Raw genomic sequence first — 13,567 nt, forward strand, 5'->3', positions numbered from 1 at the left:
GGCTTACTCCACCAAATCCACTTGCGCTGGGATACCTGAAGGCAAGGATTGTGCGGAGTCTTGAAGGTCGACTTCTGCTAAGTACATCAAACGCGAACGTTCTTCCTCGGTAAGCGCGAAATAAGGCGTGAATGAAGGCTCAGTTGCTACCCAACGAACGGTACCGCTATACGGTTGCTCAACGCCATCTACATGCACGTTAACCGTTTTACCCGGCACAAAGTCGACTCGATAGTTAGCAGGAACATAAACGCGAGCGTATGGGACGCGGCTGGCTTGAATTACGGCAACAATACCATTAACAGGAACGCGTTCACCAAGGTTAAACGGTAGGTTATCTAACAAGCCATCTCGCGTGGCCGTGATGGTGAGTTCTGCCAGCTTTTGTTCTTGCAGTGCTACATCGGCTTTTGCAGCCATGAGTGCGGCTTTCGCTTGTTCAATATCTTCAGGGCGAGAGCCAGCCGTCAGTTTACTGAACTCTTCTTGTGAGGAGTCCAATTCAGCGCGGGCAGAATCTCTGGCTGCTAAAGCGGTGTCTTTTTCTGATTGGCTGATGAGTTTCTTGCGGACTAACTCCGCTTTACGTTGGTAGTTCTTTTGCGCTTCAACCAATTGAGCTTCCGCTCTGGCAACGCGTGCTTGCGCTGCGGCAATGTCTTCTGGTCGCTCACCATTGGTCAATTTCAAAAGATAGGCGTCAGCCTTGGCTTGTTCGGCAACTGCGTGAGCTAAAACGGCTTCTTGGTTCTTTGTATCGAGCTGAACCAGCACTTCTCCTTCGGTGACTTGGCCGCCTTCCTTAATGGGTAGGGCACGAATTATCTCGCTAGAGGTGGCAGTGAAGGTTACGCGGTCACGTTCTAATGTGCCAAGGGCTTGCTGTCCGTCATCTTTGGAACAGGCAGTTAAAAGAGTCAGGGCTAGGGTGCCAAGAATGATTCGCTTCATCATGCGACGCTTCCTCTAAGAAGGTGAGCTCGAACTCGTATCAAGCTATAGAAGAGTATGGGACTGCATTCAGTGTAACGTGAGTCAGTTTTGTCCGGCTAGGAAGTTAATTCCTTCAATATTCATCAATTGATTAATTATTGAAGCTGGCTTGATCCTGCGGAAGCCGTGCTTTACTTGGCTCTTTTAAGTTGATTACATGAAAATCATTTAAACAAAAATCTTGCCTTTCATGTAGAGCACGCCGTCGCCAGATACTCTTACTTGTTCGCCAGTAACTTCACAGTGCAAAATGCCTCCGCGCTGAGAAGCTTGGTAAGCGACCAGTGATGTTTTGCCTAACGCTTCTGCCCAGAACGGTGCTAACCCAGCGTGAATCGAGCCAGTTACGGGGTCTTCGTCACCACCATTTGCAGGCCAAAAGTAACGAGATACAAAGTCTTGTTGATCGCCTTTTGCGGTAACGACCACATCGTAAGGAGCGAGTGTCTTGAGGTGCTCTGAACGGTATTGAACCTCAAGTACCTCCTGCTGGTTGCCGACCACCACGAAATACGCTTGAGGGCTAAGCAGTACGCGTTCCACATCGCAACTTAGGCCTTCAATCAATGCCGAGGGAATATCAGAAACGGCTTTTGGAGGACGAGCAGGGAACGTCATCTCGATCTTACCTTGCGCATTCTTCTCTACGGTGAGGGTCCCTACTTCCAGAGTATGAAATTCAATCGTGCCATTAATGCCAAACTCATCAAACAGAACTAACGAAGAGGCCAGTGTTGCGTGTCCACAGAAATCGATTTCAGTAATCGGAGAGAACCAACGAATCTCATATTGGTTTGCGCCAATGGACTTTAGGAAAGCCGTCTCTGATAAGTTGTTTTCTGTCGCGATATTTTGCATCAATTCTGGGGCTAGCCATTCCTCTAATGGTATCACCGCTGCTGAGTTGCCTTTGAATTGCGTATCGGTGAAGGCGTCCACCACGTAGATATCCAATTCCATTTTCCTTCCTTGTTCCGTGAGCGATTAATTAGCATAAACCAAGTGCAATTAAGAGAGTAAGAAATTTGTGTTAGAATCTTAAAGTGTCAAAATTATAGATTATTTTGTGTTTTTTGATACTTACTGACAAGGGTTCGGACTGCTGGGTACTTACACTAGTGTTGAATTCATTGAAAGGAAGAAAAACATGAAAGCGATCTACAAATCAGTTTTGGCATTGAGTGTTTTTGCGGTCGGTTCTGCCCATGCATTTGAACTCGTGAGTAGAGATATTCAAGAAGGCCACCCGATGGCGAAGACATTTGAATACTCTGGTTGGGGATGTGATGGCGGGAATCAATCACCACAATTGATGTGGAAAGAAGCTCCAAAGGGCACAAAAAGTTTTGCGATCACCGTGTATGACCCCGATGCGCCAACAGGCAGTGGTTTTTGGCATTGGATAGCGTTTAATATTCCATCCACCGTTAGCGAGCTGCCTCGAGGCATTGATATGAACAAGTTAGGCGGCAAAGAATCTCGTATTGACTACGGCACAACGGGGTTCGGCGGCGCGTGTCCTCCAAAGAATGATGGGATGCATCGTTACCAGTTTACGGTGTGGTCATTGCCAACTGAAGAACTGAATTTGGCTGAAAACACGCCTCCAGCCATTGTAGGGTTTACTTTGAATAGTGTTGCTTTGGGTAAAGCGACATTAACCACGACTTACACGCGATAATTGAATATAAGGGGAGAGAATGGGTCACCAATATCAGGTTACGCTGTTTCGTGCGGAGCAGCAGCAGAAGCTTCGTAATGTCAGGATTCACTCCCCAAGCCTTATTCAGATTGTTAAGGGGAGTAAACATCTTTTCTGGAAAGATGAAGTACTCGACATCCATGATCCAAATATCATGCTTTGTGAAGCAAATGCATCCCTAAATTTTGAAAACCTTCCTCTACAAGGGCGATTTCTTTCTCGAATGTTCAGTTTTCACTGTGTGCCTAGCGATGAAATGTTGGAGCTAAGCATGAGCAACGCATTAGGAAACTATGTACCCGTTGTTGAGACAGATAAAGCATTGAAAGCGACGTTAAATGCTTTGTTTTCGTTTGAGCGGGAAAGCTTAAGTGAAGCGACACAACGCTATTGGATTATGGGCCTATATCAGCAGCTAGCTGAGAGAGGGTTATTGCATCGGTTGTTCTCGAGTTCACATATCTCTTTTAGTCAGAAACTTAGTCGTTACTTATCGCGCTCTCCAGGGGAGGAGCATCCATTAGACATGGTCGCGGGGCACTTTGCTATGAGCCGAGCAACATTGATACGCAAACTGAAACAAGAAGGTACCCAGTATCGTGAAGTATTGGCGGAAGTGCGCTTAAATCACGCACTTTACTTGATGCAAAATGGCTCGTATAACGTTGCTATGCTCGCACAGTTGTGTGGTTATCAGTCAGAGGGGCGTTTTAGCCAACGCTTTAAAAGTAAGTTCGGCCTAACGCCCAGCGAGTATATTAAAACGGTAGTGAGTTAATGTTTTACCGCTTTTGTATTTTTTGTGCTTTTTAGGTTAGCCATAATATTTGGCTTTCATTCGCAATGCTACATTCACCAAAGCAATCAACACAGGCACTTCGATCAGCGGGCCAATGACACCAGCAAAAGCTTGGTCTGAGTTTAGGCCAAACACCGCGATAGAAACCGCAATTGCCAATTCAAAGTTGTTGCCTGTTGCCGTGAAAGCAATCGATGCATTTTTGTCGTAGTCGATGCCCATTTTCTTACCAACGAAGAAGCTGACAAAGAACATCAACACAAAGTAGATAGCCAGTGGAATTGCTACACGGAATACATCCATTGGCAGTTCAAGAATCATTTCACCTTTCAAGCTGAACATCAGTACGATGGTCGCAAGCAGGGCGATAAGCGTAATTGGTGAAATGCGTGGGATGAACACGTCGTTGTACCATTGTTCACCTTTCGCAGCGACCAGCCATTTGCGGCTTAGGAAGCCCGCTAGGAATGGAATACCAAGGTAAATCAGAACACTTTCCGCGATGTCCATCATCGAGATATCAACCACGAAACCTTCGTAACCAAAGACTGGTGGCAACACAGTGATGAACAACCATGCCATCACACTGTAAGTCACGATTTGGAAAGCGCTGTTTAGTGCAACTAGGGCTGCGCCGTATTCTTTGTTACCGCCACCGATATCGTTCCATACAAGCACCATCGCAATACAACGAGCAAGACCGATCAAAATGATACCAACCATGTAACCCGGATGATCACCTAGGAAAGTCAATGCAAGGATGAACATCAAAATAGGGCCGACAATCCAGTTCATGACCAAAGACAGCGTGATCGCTTTTTTATCTTTCGTCACTGTACCTAGCAGGTTGTAGTTCACCTTTGCGAGTGGCGGGTACATCATCAAAATCAAACCAATCGCTAGCGGTACGTTTGTGCTACCAACTGACATTGACTCGTTCCACTCAGCAACTTGAGGGAATGCTGCGCCAATACCTACACCGATTGCCATTGCAACAAAAATCCACACCGTTAGGTAACGGTCCAAGAAGCTCATTTTGTCGCTGGCACTATTTAAAACTTGAGTAGTCATAGTGTTCTCTTATTCGTTTATCGTCGAAAGGCGATAGTTAAAGGTATAGTTTATCTGTGCACGCCTGACCAGCGTGCAAAGGGAATTAATCAAATAACTTGGAAAATCCTAGATTGAACTGATCAAACGCGTCGCGTTGAATGCGGTAACACACCTTAGGTGGGTTTGGCTCGGCGCTGATAAAGCCAGCTTGCTTTAGAATACGCAAGTGCTCGGAAACAGTAGATTGCGCAAGACCGAGTTCAGAAACCAAATCACTGTTCAAACAACCGCCCATGGTATCGAGAGTGTGCAGGATATGCAGAATGCGCAAACGTGCTGGATGTGACAAAGCTTTTGCTTGTGCTGCTAGAGTTTGTTCTTTCTCGAGCTGTTGTTGTGTTGTCTGAAAAACAACTTCGCACGTGTCGTTGCACTTATCACTCATTCGCTGGCCTTAATAGTTAATCGTCGAATTGCGATAAAGTGTACGCCTGCTCTGTGGAAGATGCAACAAATCGATGAAAAAATTAATCGGAAAATAACGATGAATAAAAAGTTGAAAAAATATCTCTTTTAAAAACAGTAATATAATCAAAATTCAAGTAGGTTACTAAAAGTTAACTAATTGCACTATATTTCTAGGTTACCATAATAAACCACATCCGACGCACAATGGTTATTGCGTCATCTTGTGAACTTATTTAAAGGTAATCCCATGAGCAACGTACTGATCATCAATGCACACGAACCATCACCATACTCAGAAGGTCGTCTAAACGCTTCTCTTGTCGACAAAGCACAGACGCTTCTGCAAGCAAAAGGCCATGAGGTTCGCGTTGTGACAATGCAAGATGAGATCAACGTAGATGAGCAACTCGCACACTTTGAATGGGCTGATCGCGTGATCATCCAAAGCCCAATCAACTGGATGTCTGTGCCTTGGTCATTCAAAAAATACATGGACGACGTGTTTACTGCGGGTATGGGCGGCGCACTGTGTGCATTCGATGGCCGTAGCGCAGAAGAACCAAAGAAAAACTATGGTACAGGCGGCACTCAAACCAACAGCAAATACATGCTGTCACTGACATTCAACGCGCCAGAAGAATCGTTTGATGATGAGAACGAATACCTATTCCAAGGTAAAGGCGTGGACGATTTGATGTTCCACATGCACGCTAACTTCCGCTTCTTTGGTATGTCAGCACTGCCTACATTCGCTTGTTACGACGTGATGAAGAACGCAGATATCGAAAACGATTTTGTTCGTTTCGAAGCGCACATTAACGAAAACTTCTAATCCTTTTAGAAACATAGTGCGAACTGAATGATGAATTGAGATGGACTGCTGCATGCGGTCCATTTTTATTTGTTTGCGGCGAGGTGACGTTTTTATTACTCTAAAGCACTAAATGTATCTAGCTTACTTTTCGTTACCTAGATTAGGTGCGTATCTTGAGGTGTATTGTGGAAAGCAGAATCAGTGTAGATAGCAAAGGTCGTAAGTCAGTGGCGAACGTATGTGCGGAGCCATGTGCTATCGAGAAAGGGATGCGTCTAATTGGTGGTAAATGGAAAGGCTCTTTGATTTTTCATTTGAAAGACGGCCCAGTTCGTTTCAATGACTTAGCACGCATGCTAGGCGGCGCAAGCAAAAAGATGATCGACCAGCGCCTCAAAGAGCTAGAAGCGGAAGGTATGGTGGTACGCAAAGTGATCAGCGATCGCCCAATTGCAGTCAGCTATGAGCTAACAGAGTTCGGCCGTACCGCACTTAAGATTCTTGATGATTTGCGAATTTGGTCTGAAAAGCATCAAATTGAGCTTCGTTAAGACCAAAGTAGTTAATCGCAAACGTCACTCTCTTTTGAAAGCTGATTAACAATACATCGCCGTTTATACCCAAGTAACTTAGATGTGCTTTATTCAAATCGTAATTTGTTTCGTAAAACAACGTACTCTTTCTAGTCAGGCATATCGAAGCTACTTGAGCATAATCGTACTTTTTAAATTTTTGATTTTTAGTTATTATTTTATCATGCTTAATAAGTTGTAGAATAAATCACTCACTTCAGTTGAATTTAAAAAAGCACTATTTAATTCCAGTTTCTTTTCAAAATCGGAATATTTATCGAATTCCTCTTTCTCAACTAAACCTATTGGTGAGTTGTCGTTAACGTGGCTTTCATATTTTTTGATGGTATATAATTTAGACTTTTCGTCAAAATATTGAATTATCTTAATGTTAACGTCAGGTCTCTCCGTATTATACGTGATCGTAATTTTTTCATAATCTTTATTAATCGGAGTCGTAAGCCCTGTAGGGTAGATGATTTTAAACCTATTAATGTCATTCTTCTTCGTGCTTTTATAATGTTTTGAGTATGAAAAGTTTTCAATTGCACTTTTAGTGACGATAATTGACTCACCTTTCTTTAAACCGTATTCGGTACATTCATAATCGTCGACAACCGTAGAATTTCTTTTCTTTTCAATCAGGTAGGACATAGTTGCAGATGTCCCTCCGTGTTCCAGTTTTTGTTGGTTTACAGAACAATAGAAATGACCTTTGTCCACCGTCATTGCGTTGACTTGTTCCGGATTTGAAATGGTGGGATGTATATCTTTTGCTGGATCGTTGTCGCTTCCTCCTGAACCGCATCCAACTAATCCGATACAAACGGCCATATAAAGCAAAGAGATTTTATTCATACTGTATTTCTCAATTAAGATGTGTGATTGCAAATAACGATTAATTACATTTTTATAAAGTGAAATGTTTTTTATTTTAATTGAACGGTGTTTTATTGGTAATTTAATCGTTTGCTTTTATTTTGTCTCTTACGGTATCTATGTTTTCATTTATGGTATGAATTATTAGATTTGCACAATTGTGAGTTGCAATAGGATAATAATCGCTAGCCAACTACTTGTGTAGGTACCGTTATGATTTATATATCCGTTAAGTCTAAGTTTTTAGTCTTAATTTCATGTATTTATCGCGAAAGTGACTTAGAAGTAAATAACTAACGTTGTTTGAGGGGAGCCTGGGCTTCACTGATCTTGTTTTTCATCAAGGCGTTGTATAATGAACAAGGACTCTATTTCCAACTTGTTGATACATATCAGATCTCACGGATCTGATATGCATTCCAAGTTATTCTCACTAAGGCAAGAATCTTAGCTTATTTAAGGATAGAAAGTTTACTTGGGTGTAGAAGATATTAGTAATCCAATGTGCCACGGATAGGGTAGTTATTGTTTGGATCGCGAATCCATGCCAATCCGCGTGATAGCGCGCCAAGCTCAGGGCGAACAAACGGGTTGTTTGAAATATCCACCACGTGTAAGTCGCCGTGTTCATTCACCACAAACAGACCTGGTTCTGCGAAATTATGATCGGTTTCCTGTTCAGATCGAGGAATAGATACATACAAGCCTAGCGTTTTCATTTGTTCTTCGGTCAGGCCGTAAGCGATAGGGAAGCTGATTTCGAGTTTCTCTAGATGCCCCTCTAGCTGTGCTTTTGAATCGCCAGAAACGGCAAGAATATCGACGCCAGCATCAGCGAAAGCCTGTTTGTAACTCTCAAGCTCGTTGAGGTACTTAGTACAAAGAGGGCAGTGTTTACCACGATAAACGAATACTGCTTGCCAAGTCGCATCACCTTGCGGCTGACCCAACGTTACGCTTGAACCATCTAGCAAAGTGGCTTGAAGATGAGGGAAGCTGTCGCCCGCTTTAAGTTTCACTGAAGTTGCCATATTGACTCCCGAATTGGTGGTGTATATCCATGAATGCCCCTTTCTCAACAAAGCGATTGGGGGATGAGACTTCAATGTAGACTCTGTTTTGCTGTGTTTCAACTAGTTAACTTTTAGTAACCTGCAATAAGGTAGTAGAGTGCAAAAGATGAAAAAGCAGAACTTAAGATACAACGAAGTGGGGGTGTAGTATCAGGAGCTAAGTTCTGCTTGAGGTTAGGCTATGACCACTGGAACATATCGTTAAGATAAACCAGAGTCATCACTTCTATTTTATTACTCGATTGAGCTAGGCGTTGCTGAAAAAAGTACGCCATCATTGGCTTCTTCATTTCTTCCTCCTTTACGCTGACGAGTAAATTATGTGTATAAAAGGGGATATAAAAAAGAGAGTGCTTTTGTTGGCTTTTTTCCTAATAACGTAAATATATGGGGCTTTAAAGCCGAATTTGGAGGTTAATTGTGGAAAAGGGGAACAGATAATTAGGAAGTTTTCTTATTTTATTACCGCCAACTTAAGTAAACTATTCCTATCCACAAACTTCACAGATCTAAGGTTGATTCAGTGTCTGATCTCAATTTGTTTCGCTATTACCAACGATTACTCTCGTTTAGCGTTGGTGATGAAACAAAAACCACGTTACAGGACATTGCCGACATCATGTTCACTTCTTCTCGGCATGCTCGTAGCCTGCTAACGCAGATGCAGCAGAAGGCGTGGTTGAGCTGGCACCCGAAAGCTGGGCGGAACCAACGATCGACTCTTATTCTGAATATGGAGTTAGACGTTTTAAAAGAGAGCTTGGCTCTTGAACGTATCAAGTTAGGCAAGTATGAAAAAGCACTGGCGATATTAGATGAAGACGAAATGGCATTTGGCCGTTTGTTAAAAACAACGTCTGGTGCTTCTGTTCAAGAAGGACAGCTCAATATTCAATTAACCTATAAGCGAATGTTTGAGCGCGTCGTTCCACATCAACTTCAGCGTAGCAGCGAACGTTTCTTATTAAGGCAAATCTATTGTTGCTTAGTTTCGAGTGATCACAATGGGAAAGTGCAACCAGAACTCGCACATCACTGGCGTTATGACGAAGACACCTACGAATGGACTTTCTACCTTCGTCCAGGTCTGACTTTTCATAATGGTAATTCCATTGATGCAGAAACAGTGGTTAGCTTGTTTGCAAAATTGAGTTCACTACAGTATTACGAAAAAGAATTGGCACATGTCGCTAACATCACTGCGCCAACGCCATTGAAAGTTGTTTTTAAGCTTAATCGAGCTGACTTGGGCTTTGCTGGACTTATTTCTGGGGTGAAATACGGCATTCAACCAGTAAGCCAAGTTAACGTAGCGAATAACAAGCTGGTGGTCGGAAGTGGCCCATTCTCTGTTGTCGAGCACAATGAAAGTCGTTTAAAACTGCAAGCATTTAATGGTTACTACGCATGTAGAGTTCTAACGGATTTGGTGACTATCTGGATTGTTAATGACGAGCAAATGGAGAACCCGTCATTGGCAGCAAATACGTTGCAAAGGGATGCTTCGCCCGAGGAGGATTTGTGTGGACACTATATGTCGACGCAAAACCGAGAAAACTCATCGGCGAGCAAGCGTAGCCGAATAGAAGATGGTTGCTTATTCACCTTATTTAATCAGCACGCTAAGCACAAACTCTCTTTAGCGCAGCGCCGTTATATTAGTGAGCTAATTCAACCTGAGCACTTGGCCGAAGTGATGCGCCGCGAGAATATTGTGTTTGGGAGTATACCCGCTTATAACCTGCTACCAGGTTGGAAGCCAGTGCTCCGTCCGTTCAGTGAGCCGCTTAAGTTACCTAAACACATTACGATAGCAGGATATAACTATACCGCATTGCGTCGCTGTGCGCGGGCTATTTCTAATCGTTTGGCGAGTGTTGGCAGTAAAGTAGAAATTGTTATGTATTCCTACCGTGAGCTGAACGAGAAGGCTAAGAACGGTGAGCTAAATGAGACAATGGTCGTAACGAACATAAACCTAGATGATAATCGTCATGCCTCAGCGTTCACGAACTTCTTCAGCAACGCTGTGCTATTCCACACTTTGGGAGAAAAGAACGCACAATGGTTAGATGAACAACTACAGAGAGTCAGATCTTTCGTTCCACTTGAGGAGTACCTTAATGCATTGGAGCCAATTGCATCGACGTTGATCAGCGAGTATTGGATTGCACCTATGTTCCACCATACACAAACTTTGCGCTTCCAAGGTGTGTTAGAAGACGTCGCTTTAACTAACTGGGGTTGGCCAGATATTCGCTCGGTGTGGTCAGCGGATTAACTGCCTTAGTTATTTAGCAAAGTGCTGCTTCACGAATTCAATGAAGGCTTTGGTTTTCGCCGATTGATAGATAAGTTGCGGATACACCAAGTACACTGCGTTGTGCTGGTGGTCCGTTTCTTCCGATAGAACCTGCACTAGTCGGCCATTATCAACGTCTTGCTCGACAAAGTAACTTGCTAATCGAGCGATGCCATTGCCGGACAGGGCCGATTCTTTGAGTAGGCGGTTTTCATTGCTTGAAAGCCAACCTTGGGTTTGAACCGTTCCCGTTTTTAAAGGCCATTCTTTTTGATGCAACGTGGTTAAGCATTGATGGCTTTTTAAATCACCTAATGTCTCCGGCGTGCCTTGTTCTTGCAGATACTCAGTAGAGGCAACCAGCCAGTGGTAGTAGTCCAAAAGGTGATGAGCAATCATATTCTCTGGCGGCGTTCTTGTCGCTCGAAACGCAAAGTCGACGCTGGTTTCCGTCAGATTAAACGCTTGATAGCTAGAAAGGATATCGAACTCTACGTTTGGATGTAGAGCGCGAAACGCCACACATAAATCATGCAGTACCGCTTCAGCAAACATCTTGGGAGCGGTAAGCCGAATCAGGCCGTCTATTTGCTCAGATTGCTGACTTAAACTCTTTTCCATTTCCATTACGCGTCGTTTGAGATCTTCCGCTTGCGCAAAGATCGATTCACCTTCTGCCGTCAATCTCACGCTGCGTGTAGTTCGAACAATCAAAGGCGTAGCGAGTTCCGATTCCAATCGCTTGACTTGTTCTGACAGGTAACTTTTAGAAATGCCAAGTTGCTCCGCTGCCCTAGAAAAGTTGAGTGTTTGAGCCACTTCGGCAAACAGCATCAGTTTTTCAATTCTTTTGTAATCTGTCATCTCGATTGTTCGCTAACGAGGATAATGAATTCGATTTTACGGTATTAAACTAATTTTTACGAACGGTAAGATGGTTCGAGTTAATTTCAGAAATTGAAAATGCAGAAATCGGAAAAGTGAGAACAACGATGAACAACCCAACACTACCGCTCGCCAAAACCTTACCTAACGTTAGCCGCTTGGTCTTCGGCTGCATGGGGCTTGGAGGGGAGTGGAATCGCAACCCATTAACCGCCCAAGATGAAAACCAAGCTTATGCCGCTGTAGAGGCAGCATTAGAGGTAGGCATTAATCTCTTTGATCATGCGGATATCTACAAATTCGGTAAGGCAGAAGAAGTATTTGGGCGCATCTTAGCCAATGACTCAACGTTACGAGAACGAATTTATCTGCAATCCAAGTGCGGCATCCGTCTAGGAGATGAGCAAGGTGTGAAGCAGTATGACTTCTCTGCTAAATGGGTGACGGCTTCTGTTGAGAGCATTCTTGAACGCCTTGGCGTGGAAAACCTTGATGTTTTGATGCTGCATCGCCCGGATCCTTTGGTTGAATTTGAAGAACTGGGCACAGCGCTCCAAGCACTGAAACAAGCTGGCAAAGTTAACCACTTTGGTGTCTCTAACATGAACAGTGCTCAAATTGATCTTCTCCAACAAGCTACGGGTGAAGTTATCGTGGCGAACCAGTTGGAAATGAGTCTGGCTAAGTCTGACTTCATCAAGCAAGGCATGGGGCTTCCTTCGTCGGCATCTGATTACGTTGCAGGAACACTGGAACATGCCCGTAAGCACAATATCCAACTGCAAGCGTGGGGCAGTATGGCGCAAGGAAGATTCTCAGAGCGTGGCTTACATTCTGATGATCACAACACCAGACAGACGGCGGAGATGGTGATGGCGCTGGCAGCTGAATATGGCGTGTCGTCTGAGGCGATTGTTTTAGCCTTCCTGACGCGTCATCCAAACCAAATTCAGCCTGTTATTGGTACTGCAAACCCACAACGTATTCGCGCTTGTGCTCAAGTGGAAAACGTCACGCTGTCGCGCAGCCATTGGTATGGCTTGCTCGAGAAAACCCTTGGTCATGAGATCCCGTAGGAGAGAAAAATGAAATACGTACAAGTTCAAACTCTGATTCAAACGGCATTGGAAATTGCGACTGCTCGCAAGCAAAACATTGCGGTTGCCGTGGTTGATACACATGGAGAATTGCTCGGTTTTGCCCGAATGGATGATGTGAGTCTGCAAGCAGGTTTGTTGGCCCAGAACAAAGCTTACACCTCGGCTAGAGACCGTCAGCCTAGCGGCAATCTGGGTGCTTGGGCTCGTGAGACGGGTAAGCAGTTGAGTTATTGGACTGACCCGAAGATCACAGGCTTTATGGGTGGTGTGCCTATAGAACAAGAGGGGAAAATCGTCGGTGCAATTGGCATTAGCGGTTTGGCTGAGCAAGATGATGAAGCACTTGCGATGGAAGTATTAAACGCGCGTTGAGTATAATGTTTATCAGTAGGTGTGATGCTTTGTCCAGCTTTGTACTCACTGTAGGGACTCAAGTTCACAGGCTTCGTCGAGTCACAATGCTATCTAATAGCCTGAAGTAAGCAGAAGTTGAAATCGCGAACTATGATTAATTTATTTGAAAGCTTTGAGGCCTAAATATGTTTCATAAGGTATTCGTTTCGCTATTTTTTGTTCTCCTCTCAGGCTGTGGTACGAGTGACAGCGCGTTAAAAGAGAGCGGTTATGATGAAGCTTATATCCAAGGCTTTCATGACGGTCGGCATAGTGGTATGCAAGAGGCAGGGAATGATTTTGAACACTATATTAAGGACGAAACAAGGTATCAAACCGACTCAGATTATCGACAAGGCTGGGATGCTGGTGAGGTAGAGGGTAACAAGTTACAAAAGCAGGCGACCGCGATAGGACAAGGCATGATTGATAATTCATATGAAGAACGTGATGTCTTTGATCCTGATAAAGTGGCGAAAGATGCAATAAAAGGCGTTGATACATCGGAATTGAAAAGCCTAGAGTAACGGACTG

Annotated in this window: 15 protein-coding genes; 8 read left to right on the plus strand and 7 right to left on the minus strand. The window is 44.0% G+C overall.

All coding sequences use genetic code 11. From position 1 onward, the window contains the following. Positions 1-3 precede the first annotated feature (3 nt). Positions 4-954 (minus strand): HlyD family secretion protein, encoded by a 951-nt coding sequence (locus R7E51_RS05480; protein ID WP_439334140.1) that lies wholly within the window; start codon positions 952-954, stop codon positions 4-6. Between the two features lie 207 nt (positions 955-1,161). Continuing rightward, a complete protein-coding gene (locus R7E51_RS05485; protein ID WP_017821512.1) occupies positions 1,162-1,953 on the minus strand; it encodes a PhzF family phenazine biosynthesis protein in 792 nt (263 codons plus the stop codon). A 187-nt stretch (positions 1,954-2,140) separates the two neighbouring features. On the opposite strand from R7E51_RS05485, the gene R7E51_RS05490 reads away from it, so the two are divergent. Both R7E51_RS05490 and R7E51_RS05495 read left to right on the plus strand, forming a co-directional pair. After that, positions 2,141-2,674, plus strand: coding sequence for a YbhB/YbcL family Raf kinase inhibitor-like protein (locus R7E51_RS05490; RefSeq protein ID WP_017821511.1), 534 nt, complete (start codon positions 2,141-2,143; stop codon positions 2,672-2,674). Between the two features lie 19 nt (positions 2,675-2,693). Further along, positions 2,694-3,473, plus strand: a complete 780-nt coding sequence (locus tag R7E51_RS05495) for an AraC family transcriptional regulator (RefSeq protein WP_017635229.1) — start codon at positions 2,694-2,696, stop codon at positions 3,471-3,473. A gap of 36 nt (positions 3,474-3,509) precedes the next feature. Here the strand turns inward: R7E51_RS05495 and arsB are convergent, their stop codons facing one another. Next, a complete protein-coding gene (gene arsB, locus R7E51_RS05500; RefSeq protein WP_005385145.1) occupies positions 3,510-4,565 on the minus strand; it encodes an ACR3 family arsenite efflux transporter in 1,056 nt (351 codons plus the stop codon). Between the two features lie 85 nt (positions 4,566-4,650). Continuing rightward, a complete protein-coding gene (locus R7E51_RS05505; RefSeq protein WP_009706198.1) occupies positions 4,651-4,992 on the minus strand; it encodes an ArsR/SmtB family transcription factor in 342 nt (113 codons plus the stop codon). A gap of 270 nt (positions 4,993-5,262) precedes the next feature. Here R7E51_RS05505 and R7E51_RS05510 point away from each other — a divergent pair, with 270 nt between their 5' ends. Both R7E51_RS05510 and R7E51_RS05515 read left to right on the plus strand, forming a co-directional pair. Continuing rightward, entirely contained in the window at positions 5,263-5,847 is a 585-nt protein-coding gene (locus tag R7E51_RS05510; protein ID WP_005375454.1) for an NAD(P)H-dependent oxidoreductase, read from the plus strand. Positions 5,848-6,014: 167 nt separating this feature from the next. Continuing rightward, positions 6,015-6,380, plus strand: coding sequence for a winged helix-turn-helix transcriptional regulator (locus R7E51_RS05515; RefSeq protein WP_017821620.1), 366 nt, complete (start codon positions 6,015-6,017; stop codon positions 6,378-6,380). A gap of 195 nt (positions 6,381-6,575) precedes the next feature. Here R7E51_RS05515 and R7E51_RS05520 read toward each other — a convergent pair whose 3' ends face one another. Both R7E51_RS05520 and R7E51_RS05525 read right to left on the minus strand, forming a co-directional pair. Further along, complete coding sequence (locus R7E51_RS05520) at positions 6,576-7,259, minus strand: hypothetical protein (protein ID WP_017821619.1); 684 nt, start codon at positions 7,257-7,259, stop codon at positions 6,576-6,578. Positions 7,260-7,771: 512 nt separating this feature from the next. After that, positions 7,772-8,311 (minus strand): redoxin domain-containing protein, encoded by a 540-nt coding sequence (locus R7E51_RS05525; RefSeq protein ID WP_005385152.1) that lies wholly within the window; start codon positions 8,309-8,311, stop codon positions 7,772-7,774. Positions 8,312-8,876: 565 nt separating this feature from the next. Here R7E51_RS05525 and R7E51_RS05530 point away from each other — a divergent pair. Continuing rightward, positions 8,877-10,634: an SgrR family transcriptional regulator gene (locus R7E51_RS05530; RefSeq protein WP_017821618.1), complete on the plus strand. Its 1,758-nt coding sequence runs from the start codon at positions 8,877-8,879 to the stop codon at positions 10,632-10,634. A gap of 9 nt (positions 10,635-10,643) precedes the next feature. Here the strand turns inward: R7E51_RS05530 and R7E51_RS05535 are convergent, their stop codons facing one another. Continuing rightward, complete coding sequence (locus tag R7E51_RS05535; RefSeq protein WP_017821617.1) at positions 10,644-11,519, minus strand: LysR family transcriptional regulator; 876 nt, start codon at positions 11,517-11,519, stop codon at positions 10,644-10,646. Positions 11,520-11,647: 128 nt separating this feature from the next. Between R7E51_RS05535 and R7E51_RS05540 the strand changes: the two genes are divergently transcribed. The 3 genes from R7E51_RS05540 to R7E51_RS05550 all read left to right on the plus strand — a co-directional run bounded on the left by R7E51_RS05540 (position 11,648) and on the right by R7E51_RS05550 (position 13,560). Next, entirely contained in the window at positions 11,648-12,616 is a 969-nt protein-coding gene (locus tag R7E51_RS05540) for an aldo/keto reductase (protein WP_206957800.1), read from the plus strand. Positions 12,617-12,625: 9 nt separating this feature from the next. Next, a complete protein-coding gene (locus R7E51_RS05545) occupies positions 12,626-13,012 on the plus strand; it encodes a GlcG/HbpS family heme-binding protein (protein WP_017821615.1) in 387 nt (128 codons plus the stop codon). Positions 13,013-13,179: 167 nt separating this feature from the next. Then, positions 13,180-13,560: a hypothetical protein gene (locus R7E51_RS05550; protein ID WP_005375467.1), complete on the plus strand. Its 381-nt coding sequence runs from the start codon at positions 13,180-13,182 to the stop codon at positions 13,558-13,560. The last annotated feature ends 7 nt before the right edge of the window (positions 13,561-13,567 follow it).

This window comes from Vibrio sp. Vb1166 (genome assembly GCF_033338695.1).
Taxonomy (GTDB): domain Bacteria; phylum Pseudomonadota; class Gammaproteobacteria; order Enterobacterales; family Vibrionaceae; genus Vibrio; species Vibrio alginolyticus.

Excerpts from the sequence above, each read along its gene's own strand:
- R7E51_RS05480 (WP_439334140.1), bottom strand. The coding sequence starts at position 954 with ATGATGAAGCGAATCATTCTTGGCACCCTAGCCCTGACTCTTTTAACT.
- R7E51_RS05485 (WP_017821512.1), bottom strand. The coding sequence starts at position 1,953 with ATGGAATTGGATATCTACGTGGTGGACGCCTTCACCGATACGCAATTC.
- R7E51_RS05490 (WP_017821511.1), top strand. The coding sequence starts at position 2,141 with ATGAAAGCGATCTACAAATCAGTTTTGGCATTGAGTGTTTTTGCGGTC.
- R7E51_RS05495 (WP_017635229.1), top strand. The coding sequence starts at position 2,694 with ATGGGTCACCAATATCAGGTTACGCTGTTTCGTGCGGAGCAGCAGCAG.
- arsB (WP_005385145.1), bottom strand. The coding sequence starts at position 4,565 with ATGACTACTCAAGTTTTAAATAGTGCCAGCGACAAAATGAGCTTCTTG.
- R7E51_RS05505 (WP_009706198.1), bottom strand. The coding sequence starts at position 4,992 with ATGAGTGATAAGTGCAACGACACGTGCGAAGTTGTTTTTCAGACAACA.
- R7E51_RS05510 (WP_005375454.1), top strand. The coding sequence starts at position 5,263 with ATGAGCAACGTACTGATCATCAATGCACACGAACCATCACCATACTCA.
- R7E51_RS05520 (WP_017821619.1), bottom strand. The coding sequence starts at position 7,259 with ATGAATAAAATCTCTTTGCTTTATATGGCCGTTTGTATCGGATTAGTT.
- R7E51_RS05525 (WP_005385152.1), bottom strand. The coding sequence starts at position 8,311 with ATGGCAACTTCAGTGAAACTTAAAGCGGGCGACAGCTTCCCTCATCTT.
- R7E51_RS05535 (WP_017821617.1), bottom strand. The coding sequence starts at position 11,519 with ATGACAGATTACAAAAGAATTGAAAAACTGATGCTGTTTGCCGAAGTG.
- R7E51_RS05540 (WP_206957800.1), top strand. The coding sequence starts at position 11,648 with ATGAACAACCCAACACTACCGCTCGCCAAAACCTTACCTAACGTTAGC.
- R7E51_RS05545 (WP_017821615.1), top strand. The coding sequence starts at position 12,626 with ATGAAATACGTACAAGTTCAAACTCTGATTCAAACGGCATTGGAAATT.
- R7E51_RS05550 (WP_005375467.1), top strand. The coding sequence starts at position 13,180 with ATGTTTCATAAGGTATTCGTTTCGCTATTTTTTGTTCTCCTCTCAGGC.